Source organism: Caballeronia sordidicola (assembly GCF_001544455.2).
Taxonomy (GTDB): domain Bacteria; phylum Pseudomonadota; class Gammaproteobacteria; order Burkholderiales; family Burkholderiaceae; genus Caballeronia; species Caballeronia sordidicola.
Map to the genome: position 1 here is coordinate 148,526 of NZ_FCOC02000012.1, position 17,581 is coordinate 166,106.

Here is a 17,581-nt window from a genome sequence, read left to right on the forward strand (position 1 = left end):
TCCTACCCGAACTTGCCCGCAAGTCCGACAATCAGCGGCCCCATCAGCGGCAGCAGCACGTTCGATAACGCATACGTGATCGTGTAACCAATAACAGGCGTTGCGTTTCCTGTCACCCCAACCAGCGCGCTGATTGCCGGCGTGCTGCATTGCTGGCCCGCAATGGCGCCCAGCAGCATGGGCACTTCCAGCTTGAGCAGCCAGCGGCCGATGGCGAGCGAAACGAGCGCCGGCCCGAGCGTGATGACGACGCCCGCCGCCGGCAAGGCAATGCCGTATTCACGGATGAGGCGAATCGCGTCGGCGCCGGCGCCAAGACCCACCGCGGCGATAAATGTGCACAGCCCGAAGTCCTTGAGCACCTGCGCGGCGGCGGAAGGGAGCGACCCGATCAGCGGAAAACGCGAGCGGATCCAGCCGAACAACAATCCCGACAGCAGACAGCCGCCGCCCGTGCCGAGCGCGATCTGGATATCGCCCAGCCGGGCGCTCAAACGTCCTACGAGAATCCCGAGGATCACGCCAATGCCAAGAAAGACGAAATCGGTCTTCAGCGTCGCGCGCACGATATATCCAAGCTTCGCCGCGCCGCGCCTGACGTCCTCGGCGGCGCCAATCAGCGTCAGCACGTCGCCGCGATGCAACTGCGTCCCAGGCAGAGCGGGGATCGTGCTGTCGAGGCGCGTGACGGCCGAGATATAGACGCCATGGCTATCGGCCGGGGTTGCGCGGGCGCGTACCTGCGCCACGGTCAGGCCGTGCACTTCGCGCCGTGTGAGCATGACGTCGAGCGTTTCGGCGTAGACGTCCGCCACGTCGCTTCCGGTGACTTCCTCGCCAATGGACGGCAGCGCGTTCACCAATGCGGCGCGGCGCCCGCCGATCACAATGCGGTCGTCGCGCTTCAACACGAGACCCGGCTGCGCCTTGACTATCGAGCGGCCACGCATGACGCGTCCGACGGTGATCTCATTGCCAAAGCGCTGTTCCAGCGCGTCGACGCGCATCTGCGCCGCGCCTGTCACGCGGACTTCACGCGCCACCAGCGACGGCGCCGCGACTTGCTGCCCTTCCGCGAGCGCGCTGTCGCCGCCCAGGCTGCGCCACAGGCGCTCGGCTTCGTCGCGCAGGTTCACGCGCAGCATCAGCGGCGCGATCTGGCTCACGAACAGGACGATGGTGACAAGTCCGAACAGGTAACTCACGCTATACGCCGTGACAATATTGGCCTGCAGCCGCGCGATTTCGGCGGCGGGCAAGGACAGCTTGCCGATCACCTCGGATGCCGTGCCGACCACGGCGGATTCTGTCGCGGCGCCCGCAAGCAGTCCGGCTGCCGTGCCGCGATCGAGCTTGAACAACACAACCGCGCCCAGCACCAGTCCGATCACGACAACGATCTCCACGATTGAAAGCAGCCCGTAGCGCCAGCCCCGGCCGATATTCGCGAAGAATTGTGGACCTCCGGTGAAACCCAGTGCAAAGATGAACAGGGCGAAGGCGATGTTTTTAAGATCTGGAGAAAGCCGCGCACCGCTTTGACCCAGGATCAAGGCGACTATCAAGGTTCCGCAGACACCGCCCAACTGTATGGGCCCCAGCTTGAAAGAGCCGATGAAAAAGCCGATTGCCAGACTGGCGAACAAAGCTATCTCGGGTTGACGCGCCAAAAGATTCCAGATCATGAAATTATCACCTTGATTGCGTATTGATTTGCAACGATCAAATGCATGCAGCAATTGAATTAAGGATCCGGTTAATTATCTTATCACCTTTAAAGTTAAATTAATTGGATGAGCTATCGTCAGCTTTTGTAATTGTCAAGCTCCGATAACTTGATTTTTTATGTGGTTCTATTGTCGCGAAGACTTAATCTCGAACATACGCCATTAAATCGATTCAACTTGGAACGTACACGAAGCCTACCTCACTCTGCGTACCCGGAAGCGGCAACGGTCCTGCCAAAGCGGTTGTTTCCTTCAAAAATAACCGCTATTTGTTAGTAAAGCGACAAAAGTAGAACGCTGCGGGTCAAGGTTCGAATCAAAAACATGCATAAATCAGACGATCTATTCCAAAATCCGGGCAAGTGTAATTTTTCATTGCAATGACTTCGCAAATGTGAAAGTCTTACGTTAATGCGGAATGCAAACCAGAAATAAAGAAAGTGCAATCCGCATTGCGTCAACGCATTCGATTGACGCCGAATCAAAAAACGCTGCATGCGTGGGTGATACGCAATGCGGTTCAACGTTATTCAGGACACTGAGAGGTAAGACACGATGAATCAAATTCATGCAATGCGGGTTTTCGTGCGGGTGTCGGAAACCGAAAGCTTTAGAAGAGCTGCGCAACAACTGGATGTATCGAACGCTCTTGTTACTCGCGCGATTGCCATGCTCGAAGCACATCTGCGAACCCGGCTTATCAATCGCACGACTCGCAACCTCTCGCTTACGGAAGCCGGCACGCGTTATCTCGAAGGCTGCCGCGCATTATTGGAAGAACTCGATCATCTGGAATCGATGGTCGCTCATACAGAAGGAGACCCCAGTGGCACACTGCGCGTAGTTGCATCCGGATCATTGTCGTTGATGGCGCTGACACCGCTGATCGATGGATTCCGGCAGGTTTATCCGAAAGTCAATGTGCGCCTGACGCTGTCCGAGCGTCACGTCGATCTGGTGGAGGACGGCTTCGACGTGGGCATCGTCACCGCATTCATGGTGTCCAGCACGGCGCTCGTGGAACGTCCCGTTGCAACCAATACGCTGATTCCAGTCGCCACGCCCGCTTATCTTGAAGAGCACGGCTCGCCCAGCACGCCTGCCGACCTGCTTCATCATTCGTTCGTGGCACTGCCAAGCGAGATGCGCAGCGCCACCTGGCATTTCCGTCATCGCACCAACAGCAGCGCTGACCAGGTCACACTCTCGCCCGTCTATACGGTCAACAGCGCCCTGATGGTGCGGCTCGGCACGCTCGCTCACATGGGCATTTCAATCCTTCCCGAAGGCGTTGTGGCAGCCGACCTGGCGGATGGCTCCATGGTGCGCGTGCTGAGCGACTATGCAATCGACGACCCGGATGTCAAGGTGTCCATTGTTTATCCCGGGCGCCAGTATTTGCCTGCCAAGACCCGTGCGTTCATCGATTACACTCTTGAACATATGGGCCCGGGCGGAGAAGTTGGAGTGCCGCAGCAGCCGGACAGCATCCTGGCCCGGCTTTCGATGGTGCCGCCGGCAAGCGCTATTGCTAATTGAAACTGAAACATTGCATTAAAGCGGGGTTACAACTCGATGCCGATCTCCATGATCGTCTTCAGCAGCCGTCAATATGATCGTGACGTCTTCACCGAGGCAAACGCGACTTTCGGCTATACCCTGCAGTTCCAGGAATCGCAACTCGACGCGCAGACGGCGGTTCTCGCGCACGGTTGCAACGTGGTCTGTCCATTTGTAAATGACGTCGTCGACGAAGCTGTCCTTGGGACGCTTCGCGACGGCGGCACTCAACTGGTGGCGCTGCGCTCGGCGGGCTTTAACCACGTCGATCTGGACGCTGCAAAGCGATTCGGAATCGGCGTGGTCCGGGTGCCCGCTTATTCGCCTTACGCAGTAGCAGAACACGCAGCCGGATTAATCCTCACGCTTAATCGCAAGCTGCACCGCGCATATGCCCGGACTCGCGACGGCGACTTCTCGCTTAACGGTTTGCTGGGTTTCGATCTGCACGGAAAGACACTCGGGATTATTGGCACCGGAGTCATTGGACGTGTCTTCGGCAAAATCATGGCTGGTTTCGGCATGACCTTGCTTGCACACGATCCAGGACCGCCCGCATCAGACCTGATAGAAGCGGGAGCCCGATATTTGCCGCTTGAGGCGCTGCTGGCCCAGTCCGACATTGTCAGCTTGCATTGCCCGCTTCTGCCTTCCACATATCACCTGATCGACGCGGCCGCGCTCGCACAGATGAAACGCGGCGTAATGCTCATCAATACAGGACGCGGCGGGTTAATCGACAGCAGCGCACTTGTCGATGCATTGAAAAGCGGCCAGCTAGGTCATCTCGGTCTCGATGTCTATGAAGAAGAGGGCGGACTTTTCTTCGAAGATCATTCGAATCATCTTTTGCAGGATGATGTGCTTGCGCGGTTACTGTCCTTTCCGAACGTGATCGTTACTTCACACCAGGCGTTTTTCACGCGTGAAGCATTGAGCGAGATCGCAAATACAACCCTTGGTAATGTAAAAGCATGGTTCGACGGTTCACCGCGTAATCAGACTCATTTCTAATTTCGTTCATTCAGTGGGCGTGCAATAACATCACTTAATTCAATAAGATAATTTGATACCGGTCAATTGATTAGTACGGACATTTTATATTTATTTTGTATTCGTCATACAAATACGATTTTATGACGATGGCCTCGGTTTTTGAATAGGCACAGCATCTGCTTGAGCTGAATTGCGTCGGCTGTTTTCGGCCGTTTTTGGCTTTCTCCAGGCAGGTGGCGGGTTGGATACAACAAAAGACCTGATTGTCGCGAGGCCGGAAGGCCTTTATTGCCCACCGGGCGATTTTTTTATCGATCCATGGCGTCCCGTCGAACGGGCAATCATTACGCACGCCCATGCCGATCACGCCCGGTTTGGCCACGCACGCTATCTGGCAGCCGAAATGGGCGTTGGCGTGTTGCTCTCCCGTTTACCCGGTATTGATTTGCAAGGCATTCCCTATGGTGAGCGGCTCCTCATAAATGGAGTTTCCGTCTCCCTGCACCCCGCCGGCCACGTACTCGGCTCGGCGCAGGTGCGGGTGGAACACGCCGGGCGCGTCTGGGTGGCCTCCGGCGACTACAAGGTCGACCCGGATCCGACCTGCGCGGCGTTCGAACCCGTGCGCTGCGATACCTTCATTACAGAGTCCACATTCGGTTTGCCGATTTATCGATGGGAACCGTCTCGCGTCATCTTCGACGGCATCGATTCATGGTGGCGGCATAACGCCTCGGAAGGACGTGCTTCGGTGCTGTTTTGCTATTCGTTCGGCAAGGCGCAGCGGATTCTCGCCGGAGTCGACGCCGGTATTGGGCCGATTTTTTGCCACGGCGCCGTGGAACCGCTGAACCGGGCGTATCGCGCGTCGGGCGTGGCGTTGCCCGAGACGCGTCTTGTCAGCGATATCGCCGCGAAGGACAAGAGCGTGTTCAAGGGCGCGCTGGTCGTCGCGCCGCCTTCGGCGCAAGGCAGCACGTGGATGCGGCGTTTCGGCGACTATAGCGACGCTTTCGCTTCGGGCTGGATGCGCCTGCGCGGCACGCGCCGCCGACGCGGGCTCGACCGGGGCTTCGTGCTTTCCGATCACGCCGACTGGCCAGGCTTGCAAATGGCCATTGGCGCGACAGGGGCCGAGCGCGTGATCGTCACGCACGGCCAGATCGAACCCATGGTGCGATGGCTGCGCGAACAAGGGCTCGAAGCGGGCGCATTCACGACCGAATACGGCGACGACGCGATCGAAGCGGACGTGGCCGAACCCGACACGGCTTCTCAATGAAGCGCTTCGCCGCGTTATACACCGCACTCGACGGCACGACTTCGACAAAAGAAAAACTCGAAGCGCTGATCGCGTACTTCTCGGCGGCCGAACCCGAAGACGCGGCATGGGCGTCGTATTTCCTGAGCGGCGGCAAGCCGCGCCAGTCCGTGCCTACGCGCCTGCTCACCGAGTTCGCCCGCGAGCGCGCCCGTCTGCCCGAATGGCTTTTCGACGAGTCCTATCAGGCCGTCGGCGATCTGGCCGAAACCATCGCGCATATCCTGCCGCCGGCCGAACGCACGTCCGAACTCGGCCTCGCGCAATGGATCGAAGGGCGCGTACTGACCTTGCGCGGCCTCGACCCCGACGAACTCCGTACGCGTTTGCTCGGCTACTGGGACGAACTCGACTGGGGCGAGCGCTTCTTGCTGACCAAGCTGATTGGCGGCGGCTTTCGGGTTGGCGTGGCGCGCCAGCTTGTGGTGCGTGCGCTGGCGGAAGTTGCGGGTGTCGATCACAAGCGCATCGCGCAACGCATGGTCGGCTGGACCGACTCGCGGCAAGCGCCTTCGGCTGCACGCTATCTCCGGCTGATCGCCCCCGAAGCTTCCGCCGACGACGAAACCGCCGCACCGCACGAAAGCGATATCGGCCTGCCTTATCCGTTTTTTCTCGCGCATCCGTTGCAGGCCGATCCGGCGACGCTTGGGTCGCCATCGGAGTGGATTATCGAATGGAAGTGGGACGGAATTCGCGCGCAACTCGTGAAGCGTGGCGGGCGCGTGTGGCTCTGGTCGCGCGGCGAGGATCTGATCACCGATCGCTTTCCCGAGATCGCCGCGTTGGGCGAGGCGCTTGCCGACGGCACCGTGATCGATGGCGAAATCCTCGCGTGGGAACCTGGCGCCGATACACCCTTGCCGTTCGCACGGCTGCAACCGCGGATCACGCGCAAGACGTTATCGAAGAAGGTGTTGGCGGATTCGCCCGCGACGTTTCTCGCCTACGACCTGCTGGAGTCGGGTGGCCGCGATCTGCGCATGACGCCGTTGATGGACCGCCGCACGCAACTCGATGCATTGGCGAGCGACCTCGCCGTGGATTTGCTGCGGGTATCGCCGGCGGTGAGTGCGGGCGACTGGGACGCACTGGCCGCGTTGCGCGAGGAAAGCCGCGGGCGCGGCGTGGAAGGCTTGATGCTCAAAGGCCGCGATTCGATGTACGGCGTCGGCCGCACGAAGGCATCGGGGACGTGGTGGAAGTGGAAGATCGAGCCGTATGCCATCGACGCCGTTCTTCTCTACGCGCAACGAGGCCACGGCCGGCGCGCGAGTCTATACACCGACTTCACTTTCGCCGTGTGGGATGAAGCCGACGGCGTGCGCACGCTGGTTCCTTTTGCAAAGGCCTATTCGGGCCTCACCGACGAAGAAATGCGCAAGGTCGATGCCATCGTGAGAAAGACGACCATCGAAAAATTCGGGCCTGTGAGAAGCGTCACGCCGACGCTCGTATTCGAGATCGGCTTCGAAGGCATCCAGGCGAGTCCGCGCCACAAATCAGGCATTGCGGTGAGATTCCCGCGCATGTTGCGATGGCGCACGGACAAGCAGATCGACGCCGCCGATACGCTCGCCATGCTCAAGGGTTTCCTCGATGGAGTCGCACCATGAGCACGCCCGCTGACGCCAGGCGTCGTGCGCCGCGTCCGCGCCGCGTGCCGAAAACGCGCGCGGCGCAAGCGAAGGCGGATGCGGTCGCCGAATTGTTCCGGCCGGCGCCCATGACGGTCGATCCCGACGCTGCAAACACGCCCTTCGATACACGCTTGAACGCGTGGTTCGAACGCAATGGATGGCAGCCGTTTCCGTTCCAGCGCGAGGTTTGGAAGGAGATTCAGGGCGGTTCGAGCGGCTTGCTGCACGCGACCACGGGCGCGGGCAAAACGTGGGCCGTATGGCTTGGCGCGTTGGCGGCCTACGCGAGCGAAGCACGCGAGCAAAAGACGGCCGCGCCGCTCACGGTCCTGTGGATCACGCCAATGCGTGCTCTTGCTGCCGACACCGCCCGTGCATTGCAGAGCGCCGTGACGGAGCTTGCGGTGCCGTGGACCATTGGCTTGCGTACCGGCGACACCCAATCCGCCGAGCGCGCGCGCCAGAACAAGCGCATGCCCTCGGCGCTGGTGACCACGCCCGAAAGCCTCACGCTGATGCTCACGCGCGCGAATGCCGACGATGAAATGAAACACGTACGCCTCGTAGTCGTCGATGAATGGCACGAGCTGCTCGGCAACAAGCGCGGCACGCAGACGCAACTCGCGCTCGCACGTCTCACGCGCTGGCGGCCCGAATTGCAGGTGTGGGGTTTATCGGCGACGCTCGGCAATCTCGACCTCGCCCGCGACGCGTTGCTCGCACCCGTGAAAACACCACGCGTCGCGGTGCGCGGGGCGCAACCGAAAACGCTGATCGTCGATACGCTGATTCCCGGCACCATCGAACGTTTTCCGTGGGGCGGTCATCTCGGCGTGCGGCAGGTCGAACCGGTCGCGGCCGAAATCGATCATGCGCGAAGTTCGCTCGTCTTCACCAACACGCGTTCGCAGTCCGAAATCTGGTATCGCGCGCTGCTGGAATTGCGGCCGGACTGGGCCGGTTTGATCGCGCTGCATCACGGCTCGCTCGACAAGGAAGTCCGCGAGTGGGTCGAACTCGGTCTCAAGAACGGCCAGTTGAAAGCGGTGGTGTGTACATCGAGCCTGGATCTTGGCGTCGATTTCCTGCCGGTCGACCGCGTGTTCCAGATCGGCTCGCCCAAAGGCGTCGCGCGGCTGATGCAACGCGCGGGACGCTCGGGCCATGCGCCGGGACGCGCGTCGCGCGTGACCATCGTGCCCACGCATGCGCTCGAACTCGTGGAAGCAGCCGCCGCACGATGGGCGGTGGAAGAACGGCACATAGAAGGCCGTGAGATGCCCTACAAGCCGCTCGATGTCCTCGTGCAGCATCTTGTAACCATCGCCATCGGCGGCGGCTTCAAGGCGCCGGAACTCTTCGACGAAGTCCGCACGACCTACGCTTACCGCGACCTCACGCAGCAGGAATTCGATTGGGCGCTGACGTTCGTGGAACACGGCGGCGCGTCGCTTGCGGCGTATCCCGACTTTCATCGCGTGACGCCTGACGCGAACGGCGTGTATCGCGTGCCGCGCGAAGACTTGATCCGGCGTCACCGGAACAACGTCGGGACGATTGTCGCGAACGCGACCATCAACGTGGCGTACATGACGGGCGGCCGGATTGGCGCAATGGAGGAGTCGTTCATTTCGCGGCTGAAGCCTGGCGACGTCTTCACCTTCGGCGGCCGCGCGCTCGAACTCATCCGCGTGCGCGACATGACGGCCTACGTGAAGCGCGCGACATCCTCGCGCGGCGCGATGCCGCAATGGGCCGGCAGCCGCATGCCGCTTTCGTCCGAACTCGCCGAGGCCACGCTGATGATGCTCGCGCGCGCCGTCAACGGCGTCTACGACGAACCCGAGATGCAGGCCGTGCGTCCGCTGCTGGAACTGCAGGCGAAGTGGTCGGCGTTGCCGGAGCCCGGCGTGCTGCTGGTCGAAATGATCCGTTCGCGCGAGGGACATCATCTGTTCTGTTATCCGTTCGCGGGACGCATGGCGCATATTGGCCTTGGGTCGCTGATTGGCTGGCGGGTCGCGCGCGATCAACCGAGCACGTTCTCCATATCGATGAACGACTACGGTTTCGAGTTGCTGTCGGCGCGACCGTTCGACTGGGAGACGCTCATACAGGAAGGGCTTTTTTCGCCCGATAATCTCGAACACGATATTCTCGCGAGCCTCAATTCGTCGGAACTCGCGGCGCGCCGTTTTCGCGAGATCGCCCGCGTGTCCGGGCTGATTTTCCAGGGCCATCCGGGCCAGCAAAAAAGCGCGCGGCAATTGCAGGCATCGAGCGGATTGTTCTATGAAGTTTTTCGCCGGCACGACAGCGACAACCTGCTGCTCGCGCAGGCCGAGGAAGAAGTGATGTTGCAGGAACTCGAACTTGAACGCATGCGCGCCGCGCTTCAAACCATGAGCACGAGCCGGCTGGCGCTCACCCATCCGAAGAAGCCGACGCCGTTTGCGTTTCCGCTGATCATCGCGCGGCTTCGCGAAAAGGTGAGCACTGAGAAACTCTCGGATCGTGTGGCGCGCATGCTCGCCGATCTGGAAAAAGCGGCGAACATCCGATGATCGAGGCGTTGACGGTGGATGTCGGCGGCAATGCGCTGGTTTTATCGGCGGCGCGGGCGGCGTTCGATCCGGTGCTGAAAACGTTGTTTATCGCCGATGCACATTTCGGCAAGGACGCCGTATTTCGCGCGCGCGGTATTCCGGTGCCCGAAGGTTCGACCGCCGAGACCCTCGCACGGCTCGATGCGTTGATCGCGATGCATCGTCCTGTCAGCGTGATCTTTCTTGGCGACCTGCTGCACGCGCGGGAATCGCACGCGGCAGCGACGCTCGGCGCGCTTGCCGAATGGCGTTTGCGGCATGCCGGCTTGCGGCTGATCCTGGTGGAAGGCAATCACGATCGCCATGCGGGCGGGCCGCCCGAGGCGCTGGAAATGGAAGTTGTGGACGAGCCCTACAGGACCGGGCCGTGGGCGTTGTGCCATTATCCGCAGCGTGTGGCGGGCGCATTCGCGCTCGCGGGGCATGAGCATCCGGTGTATCGCGTGGCGGCCCGGCGCGACAGTGTGCGCCTGCCGTGTTTCCGCTTCGCCGCCGATGCCGGTGTGCTGCCCGCGTTCGGCGCGTTCACGGGCGGTTATGAGGTGAATGAAAACGCCCGCAACGAGCGGATTTTCGTGATCGCGGGCGAGCGCGTGATGGCGGTGCGGCCCGAACCTCAGTGATAAATCGTCTTCGATGACACGAGCCTGGTCAACGTCCCGCGCTGGAACCTGTACCAGCCTTCGGCGCTTTTGAGCACGACCTCGTCGCGCTGCCAGAACACGCCGGTGAGCTTCATGCGCCGTCCCAGGCGCTCGACCGCGGGCGGGCGCTTCGTGAAATCGTAAAGCAGGAGTTCGGGCGCGCCTTCATCGAAGGCTTCGACGATCATTCGCGCCCCGGACGGCTCATCGAAATGCGCGATACGGCGCGCGGTGATCCGGTCGAAGGTGTTGCCGTTGAGTTGCGCATCGATGCCATTTCCCTGCTGCACGAATGTCACGCTTCCAGCCGTAGTGCGCACAGGGCCGGCGCTCAAATCGGCTTCCTGGGCGAATGCGTGAGATACGGTGAGGGCGGCAAACAGCAGCGATAAAACGATCCGGAATAGGTTCATCGAACATCCTTGTGGAAATGGCACTCCGCAAGCTAGACCGGGCGAAGGGGAAAAGCAACATACATGCACGTTCAACCGATAAAAATCCCAACTCGTTGAATCGGCACTCAAAATCTCAGGGTTTCCACCGATCAAACCCGAAAACGTTCGGTACAATTTGATCCCTTCAGCCCGCCCGAGCCAGCGTCTTCACCCCGATAACGCGCGACCGGCAGGCTCATAGCCCGCGCACGCCATGCCTTTGCCCCTTCTTGCCCTCGCCATTGCCGCATTTGGCATCGGCACGACCGAATTTGTGATCATGGGCTTGCTGCCCAACGTCGCGCGCGATCTCGGCGTGTCCATTCCGGCCGCGGGCATGCTCGTGTCCGGTTATGCGCTCGGCGTGACCATCGGCGCGCCGATTCTCGCCATCGTCACCGCGAAAATGCCGCGCAAGAAAGCGCTGATGATCCTGATGGCCGTGTTCATTGTCGGCAACATGCTGTGCGCCATTGCGCCAGGATATTGGGTGCTGATGGCCGCGCGCGTGGCGACCGCGTTTTGCCATGGCGCGTTTTTTGGCATCGGCTCGGTCGTGGCTGCCGATCTCGTTGCGCCGAACCGCCGCGCGCAAGCCATTGCGCTGATGTTCACCGGCCTCACGCTCGCGAACGTGCTCGGCGTGCCGCTTGGCACCGCGCTCGGTCAGGCTGCCGGCTGGCGGGCCACGTTCTGGGTCGTGACGCTGATCGGCCTCGCGGCTGCCGGCGCGTTGTGGGTCTGCCTGCCAAAGCACATCGAAATGCGCGAATCCAGCATCCTGCGCGAATTCAGGGTGCTCAAGAATCCGCAAGTGCTGATGGTGCTGGGCATCAGCGTGCTGGCGTCGGCGAGCCTGTTTTCTGTCTTCACCTACATCACGCCGATTCTCGAAGACGTGACCGGTCTCTCGCCGCACGCGGTCACCCTCGTGCTGTTGCTATTCGGACTTGGACTGACGGTTGGCAGCACGCTCGGTGGCAAGCTCGCCGACTGGAAACTGCTGCGCTCGCTGCTGACGTTTCTGGTTTCGATCATCGTCGTGCAAACGATTTTCGCGGCCACCATGCACGCCGCGATTCCCGCGATGATCACCATCTTCATCTGGGGCGTGCTTGCGTTCGGGATCGTGCCGCCGTTGCAGATGTTGATTGTGAATCGCGCGAGCGATGCGCCCAATCTTGCCTCCACGCTGAACCAGGGCGCATTCAATCTCGGCAATGCCACGGGCGCGTGGCTTGGCGGCATGGCAATAGGCGCGGGCGCGTCGCTCAGCATGTTGCCGTGGGTCGGCGTGGTAATGGCGTGCGGCGCGTTCGGCCTGACACTGCTTTCGGCAACGCTCGACAAACGCGCGCGGCGTATGGGCGTCGGGCAGGCGGTTTGAGGCAACGCGCCTACGGCTGCTCCGGATTGAAATTCCTGGCGAGTCCCTGCCAGCATTCGTAGTAATGCGCCTGCAATTGAGCGGTTTCAAGCGCGAAGCGCGTTGGCTTGATCAGCGTGCGTGTTTCGAACATGAACGCCATTGTGTCGCCCACTTTCACGGGCTTCGATGTATCCGCGTTCGACGCTTTCTCGAACGTGCCGGCATCGGGTCCATGTCCCGACATGCAGTTGTGCAGGCTCGATCCACCGGGCATGAAACCTTCTGACTTCGCGTCGTACACGCCGTGGACCAGGCCCATGAATTCGCTCGCCACATTGCGATGAAACCACGGCGGCCGGAATGTGTTCTCACTTGCCAGCCAGCGCGGCGGAAAAATCACGAAGTCGATTGCGTCCACGCCTGGCGTATCCGTCTGCGATTGCAGCACGAGAAAGATAGACGGATCGGGATGATCGAAGCTGATCGAGCCGATGGTATTGAACAGGCGCAAATCATATTTGTACGGCGCATAGTTGCCGTGCCACGCGACTACATCGAGCGGTGAATGGTCAATGTCCGCGCGCCACAATACGCCGTTCATCTTCGCGACGAGTTCGAATGTGCCCTCGCGATCTTCATACGATGCATGCGGCGTAAGAAAATCGCGCGGGTTCGCGAGACCGTTCGATCCGATTGGACCCAGATCAGGCAAGCGCAGCAACGCGCCGAAGTTCTCGCAGATATAACCGCGCGCGCTGTTATCGGGAAGCGTGACGGAAAAACGCACGCCGCGCGGAATGACCGCGATCTCAAACGGCTCTATATCGAGCCGCCCAAGTTCCGTTGCTATGGACAAGCGCCCGTCTTGCGGCACGATCAGCAACTCGCCATCGGCGTTATAAAAGAAGCGATCCTGCATCGGCCTGTTCGCGGCGTACAGATGGATCGCACAGCCTTGCATGGACTCGGCGGCGCCATTGCCGGCCATTGTCACCCAGCCATCGATAAAATCAGTCGGTGCCTGAGGCATGGGCAACGGGTCCCATCGAAGCTGATTGGGCGGCGTTGGCGGCACGTCGGCAAAGTTCGCGACCAGCCGGGTCTGCCCTTCGATTTGCGTGAACGGCTGATGCACGGCAGCCGGCCGTATCCGATACAACCACGAGCGCCGGTTATGCCCGCGCGGCGCGGTGAACGCCGTGCCCGAAAGCTGCTCGGCGTACAAACCGTAGTTCACGCGCTGCGGCGAATTGCGTCCGAGCGGCAATGCGCCGGGCAGGGCCTCGGTCGCGAAGTCGGCGGCGAAGCCCGATTGATAATGGCGGCTTGCATCGGTATGGCTAGTAAAAACGCCGGGCGATTCTGGTTTCATGGATTTGTCCCTTCACGTTCTTGCGCGACGTCGCGGCGCGCGATCGACATCGCTTCGCGCAGCACGTTCATGTCGCCAATGTGGTTTGCAAGCAGCAGGATGAGCTTTGCGTTGACGAGCTGGCTTTCGTCGTCGCCAAGATCGCGATGCATATCGATCAGTGCTTCATAGAAGGCGTCGGGATCGGCTAGGCGCAGGTTGGTGTCAAGCATGGCATGGCTCAATGATCATTCATTATGCGGGCTGCGTTTCAGCCACGGCGCATGTGGCGCGCGCGAATGCATTGCGCACGGCTCGGGGTTCTAGGCAACGCGCGCGCATGGCAATGTGCTGGTCCGGGCGCAGAAGATAGAACGTGCCGGGACGTGCATCGAAACGTTGAGCGAGCAAACCCTTGATGTCTTCGATTACCTCAATCTCCTCGCACGCCTTGACCAACGAACCCGCCGACACGATCAAAACCAGCTTTATTCCAGGGTCCAAATCGCGCAGCGCGGCGAGCGCGTCCGACGATTCGCCAAACAGCAAACCCACAAACGATGATCCGATGTGCCGCAAAAACCAGTCGTCGCGGCCGTTGAAACGTATGGGCGCGTCGGCGGCGACCGCGCCGGGCAAAAGCGAACATTCGAAACTATCGCAATCCGGTGTGCTGAGCGGGGAGTCGTGCAGCACGGAAGCCGTCGACAAGCGCCCGCTGTTCACCATCCGCCGCGCGAACGCGCAGTCCTTCGCGAGGCGCAAGACGGCGTCGCGAAACACACGCGATACGTCGCTCTTGGGCGTGATGAAATCGGTCGAACGTGTGGAGTGGCGGATGTTTTCATCGGCGGCGGCTTCGCGTTCGGTGGCATACGTGTCCAGCAATGTATCGGGCGCGAGACCGTCGATCACCCACTTCAGTTTCCATACGAGATTGTCCGTGTCCTGCACGCCGCTGTTCGCGCCACGCGCGCCAAAGGGCGACACGCCATGCGCGGAATCGCCCGCGAACAGCACGCGGCCGTGGCGAAACGTGTCCATGCGCTGGCATCGGAACGTGTAGATGCTCACCCATTCGAGCTCGAACTCGACGTCGGGTCCAAGCAGCGCACGCACGCGCGGAGTCACGCGCGCGTGCGCCTTCTCCGCGATGGGATCGGCGTCCCAGCCCAACTGGAAATCGATACGCCAGACGTTGTCAGCCTGCCGATGCAAAAGCACCGACTGATTCGGATGAAACGGCGGATCGAACCAGAACCAGCGCTCGCTCGGGAAGGCGGCTTTCATGCGGACATCCGCGATCAGGAAGCGATCCTTGAACGTGCGGCCGTGAGTATCGAGATGCATCAGCGCGCGCACGGGACTTCGGGCGCCATCCGCGGCAACGACGTAGCGTGCATGCAGCGTGTAAGGGCCATCGGGTGTATCGACCTGCAGCGTCACGCAATCTTTTGACTGCGTGATATCCGTCACCTTGTTCTGCCAGCGTGCATCGAGCGAGGGCAACTCTCGAGCACGACCGGCCAGATATGCTTCGACGTAATACTGCTGCAGGTTGATGAATGCCGGCCGTTCGTGATCCGCTTCGGGCAACAGGTCGAACGTGTAGAGCAGATCGTTTTGCAGGAACACCTTGCCCACATTCCAGCTCACGCCTTTCGCCACCATGGCGTCGCCGCAACCAAGACGATCGAAAATTTCCAGCGTGCGTTTTGCAAAGCAGATGGCGCGCGATCCCGGCGACAACGCGTGGTCATCGTCAAGCAGCACGACCGGCGTGCCCTGCTGCGCCAGATCGATAGCCGTTGCCAGACCCACCGGTCCCGCGCCGATCACGGCAACCGGATGCAGCGGCGGATCGCCGTCCTGATCCGCCGAGCGCCGATATTCGAAGTTTGGCGTCTGAAAGTCGCTATCGAAAGCCATGATCGTTTCAGCTTTCGAGCGTTTGCCACATTTCCTTGTCGCGTTGCGCGGTCCAGATGCGCGGATCGCGATACTGGGTGGCTTCGTCGAAGGCGCGGGTGACATCGAATGGCATACAGTGATCGAAGATGACCCAGTCGCCGAACTTCGGCTTGAGCGCCGCGTACGTCAGCTTGTAGATCTCGTTCAGATCCTTGCCGGCCGCCGCACCGAGTTTCACCTGATTGAACAGTTCGCTCACGAACGCCCGCGTCCCGGCAATGCCGTCCGCCACTTGCTGCGGCGTCTTGAGCGCCGCGCCGCGACCCGGCACGAGCTTCTCCGGGTTGAACGCGGCGAGCGCATCGAGCGTGGCCGGCCAGTCCTGGTAATACGCGTCGCCGCAATAAGGCGTTGCGCCGTATTCCACCAGATCGCCCGAGAGCATCACTTTCTCCTGGGGCAGCCAGAGTACCGTGTCGCCCTTCGTATGGCCGCGGCCGGGTTGCATGATCTTCACTTCGAGCTTGCCCATCCAGAGCGTCATTTCGCCCTTGAATGTCAGTGTCGGCCAGGTTAGGCCGGGCACCGACTCCACCGCGTTGAACAGGCGCGGAAACCGTTCGATCTCGCTTTTCATGTCCTGCTCGCCGCGCTCGACGATCAGGTCGTACGTGTCCTCGCTCGCGATGATTTCCTGCGCGCCGTACGCCGATGCGCCCAGCACGCGCACCGCGTGATAGTGGGTGAGCAGGATGTATTTGATGGGTTTGTCGGTGACTTCGCGGATCCGGCGAATCACATCCTGCGCCATGACGGGCGTGGCTTGCGTATCTGCGACGAGCACGCCGTTGTCGCCAATGATGATGCCCGTGTTCGGATCGCCTTCGGCCGTATATGCATACGCGTGTTCTGAAAGCCGTTCGAACGTGACCTTCTTTTCGGCCAGATCGGCTTGGGACGCGAATTTCTTTTCAGCCGCCATGCGAGTCTCCTGATCGGTCGTGATTGATTACGCATGGTAAAACTAATTACGATACGTAAAACTATTGTTAACCCTAGGCATGTAGTCGCGCATTGATACCGATGCATATCGATATGTGGATTTTGTGCAAAGCGTCATGCGTGGCACTGCTACCATCGACGCTACATTGCAAAAGAGCCTCACCTGATGACTGCGCCGACTGTTCAGCAACTTGTATTGCGCGCCTCGGACTATCCGTTTCCGGGCGCGCGCATTGTCATGGGCGAGGGCGCGCGTGCGGAATCCGCGATTGCGTTCTACGATGGTTTCGCGCTGGCGAGCGCCTACGAGCCTATTTTCGATATCAGCACACGAGGCTTGCCGCAGTCGCTGACGGCATCGGTTGAAAGTGCGGAGCGTTTCGGCGATGAATTAGGTTTCCAGGCGTTGACGCTCACTGCTAGTGGTGCGCCGTTCGATCCATTCGCGCAACTCGACGATGACCCGCGGCTGGTTGCGCTCGATCGTCTTTCACGTGCGTTGCACGCGTTCAATTTTTTTGGCGCGCAGCGGCCCGGCTTGTTGTTCTTGCGTGTTCATGAGCGCTTGCTGAAGAGTGTGAAGTACGACCATGGCAAGCACTTCTCTTCAGTGTTGATCGAGTTCGGATTGAATCCGGCGCGTGTTGTGATTGAGTTGCCGTCGGCGGCGGTTGCGCATCGGACGTTTCTTGGGTATCTCGTCAAGAGTTACCAGAAGTATGGGTTCAAGGTCGCGGGGAATCTGGCGAATGCGGGGCAGATCATGGCGGTGTCGGATATGGCGCGGCTTGATTTCATCAAGATGGATGCGGGGGCCGCGTTGAGGGATTCTGTTGTTAAACCGCTGGTCGGGTATGCGCACCGGTTGAGGATTCCGTTGATCTTCAGCAACGTGGCGGACGAGGCGCAGTTCGACGCACTTCAGCAATTCGATGTGAATTTTGTGCAAGGGCCAGCGTTTGAAATTCACGAGGAGGGGCGCTGGGGGTAGGGGTGGGGGTCCTGCTTTTGAGGGCTTCG

The 17,581-nt window shown here is 60.6% G+C and carries 14 protein-coding genes; 8 read left to right on the forward strand and 6 right to left on the reverse strand.

Going from position 1 to position 17,581, the window contains the following annotated elements; genetic code table 11:
- Window positions 1-2: 2 nt before the first annotated feature.
- Window positions 3-1,685 carry an aspartate-alanine antiporter gene (gene aspT / locus AWB64_RS19340; protein WP_060857029.1) on the reverse strand — a complete coding sequence of 561 codons (1,683 nt, stop codon included), beginning with the start codon at window positions 1,683-1,685 and terminating at the stop codon, window positions 3-5.
- Window positions 1,686-2,282: 597 nt separating this feature from the next.
- Here aspT and AWB64_RS19345 point away from each other — a divergent pair.
- From AWB64_RS19345 to pdeM, 6 genes are all read left to right on the forward strand, one after another.
- Window positions 2,283-3,266 carry a LysR family transcriptional regulator gene (locus AWB64_RS19345; protein WP_060857030.1) on the forward strand — a complete coding sequence of 328 codons (984 nt, stop codon included), beginning with the start codon at window positions 2,283-2,285 and terminating at the stop codon, window positions 3,264-3,266.
- A gap of 42 nt (window positions 3,267-3,308) precedes the next feature.
- Window positions 3,309-4,301: a 2-hydroxyacid dehydrogenase gene (locus tag AWB64_RS19350; protein WP_060857077.1), complete on the forward strand. Its 993-nt coding sequence runs from the start codon at window positions 3,309-3,311 to the stop codon at window positions 4,299-4,301.
- Between the two features lie 223 nt (window positions 4,302-4,524).
- Complete coding sequence (locus tag AWB64_RS19355) at window positions 4,525-5,565, forward strand: ligase-associated DNA damage response exonuclease (RefSeq protein ID WP_060857078.1); 1,041 nt, start codon at window positions 4,525-4,527, stop codon at window positions 5,563-5,565.
- Window positions 5,562-7,220, forward strand: a complete 1,659-nt coding sequence (locus tag AWB64_RS19360; RefSeq protein ID WP_060857031.1) for an ATP-dependent DNA ligase — start codon at window positions 5,562-5,564, stop codon at window positions 7,218-7,220. Before AWB64_RS19355 ends, AWB64_RS19360 begins: the two co-directional genes overlap by 4 nt.
- Complete coding sequence (locus AWB64_RS19365; protein WP_060857032.1) at window positions 7,217-9,808, forward strand: ligase-associated DNA damage response DEXH box helicase; 2,592 nt, start codon at window positions 7,217-7,219, stop codon at window positions 9,806-9,808. Before AWB64_RS19360 ends, AWB64_RS19365 begins: the two co-directional genes overlap by 4 nt.
- Window positions 9,805-10,473, forward strand: a complete 669-nt coding sequence (gene pdeM, locus AWB64_RS19370; RefSeq protein WP_060857033.1) for a ligase-associated DNA damage response endonuclease PdeM — start codon at window positions 9,805-9,807, stop codon at window positions 10,471-10,473. The genes AWB64_RS19365 and pdeM overlap by 4 nt, the downstream gene beginning before the upstream one ends.
- Here the strand turns inward: pdeM and AWB64_RS19375 are convergent.
- Window positions 10,467-10,907, reverse strand: coding sequence for a hypothetical protein (locus AWB64_RS19375; protein WP_060857034.1), 441 nt, complete (start codon window positions 10,905-10,907; stop codon window positions 10,467-10,469). The two genes, pdeM and AWB64_RS19375, sit on opposite strands and share 7 nt — an antisense overlap.
- Before the next feature lie 235 nt (window positions 10,908-11,142).
- On the opposite strand from AWB64_RS19375, the gene AWB64_RS19380 reads away from it, so the two are divergent.
- Window positions 11,143-12,315, forward strand: coding sequence for an MFS transporter (locus tag AWB64_RS19380; protein ID WP_060857035.1), 1,173 nt, complete (start codon window positions 11,143-11,145; stop codon window positions 12,313-12,315).
- Window positions 12,316-12,325: 10 nt separating this feature from the next.
- Here AWB64_RS19380 and hmgA read toward each other — a convergent pair whose 3' ends face one another.
- From hmgA to AWB64_RS19400, 4 genes are read right to left on the reverse strand one after another with little or no spacing between them, the layout of a single operon-like run.
- Window positions 12,326-13,669, reverse strand: a complete 1,344-nt coding sequence (gene hmgA / locus AWB64_RS19385) for a homogentisate 1,2-dioxygenase (RefSeq protein WP_060857036.1) — start codon at window positions 13,667-13,669, stop codon at window positions 12,326-12,328.
- Window positions 13,666-13,881, reverse strand: coding sequence for a DUF2783 domain-containing protein (locus AWB64_RS19390; protein ID WP_060857037.1), 216 nt, complete (start codon window positions 13,879-13,881; stop codon window positions 13,666-13,668). Before AWB64_RS19390 ends, hmgA begins: the two co-directional genes overlap by 4 nt.
- Window positions 13,882-13,903: 22 nt before the next feature.
- A complete protein-coding gene (locus AWB64_RS19395) occupies window positions 13,904-15,577 on the reverse strand; it encodes an FAD-dependent oxidoreductase (protein ID WP_060857038.1) in 1,674 nt (557 codons plus the stop codon).
- A gap of 7 nt (window positions 15,578-15,584) precedes the next feature.
- Window positions 15,585-16,541 carry an MBL fold metallo-hydrolase gene (locus AWB64_RS19400; RefSeq protein ID WP_060857039.1) on the reverse strand — a complete coding sequence of 319 codons (957 nt, stop codon included), beginning with the start codon at window positions 16,539-16,541 and terminating at the stop codon, window positions 15,585-15,587.
- 186 nt (window positions 16,542-16,727) lie between these two features.
- On the opposite strand from AWB64_RS19400, the gene AWB64_RS19405 reads away from it, so the two are divergent.
- The gene (locus AWB64_RS19405; protein WP_060857040.1) at window positions 16,728-17,552 is read left to right on the forward strand and encodes an EAL domain-containing protein; all 825 of its coding nucleotides are present in this window, start codon (window positions 16,728-16,730) and stop codon (window positions 17,550-17,552) included.
- Window positions 17,553-17,581 lie beyond the last annotated feature (29 nt).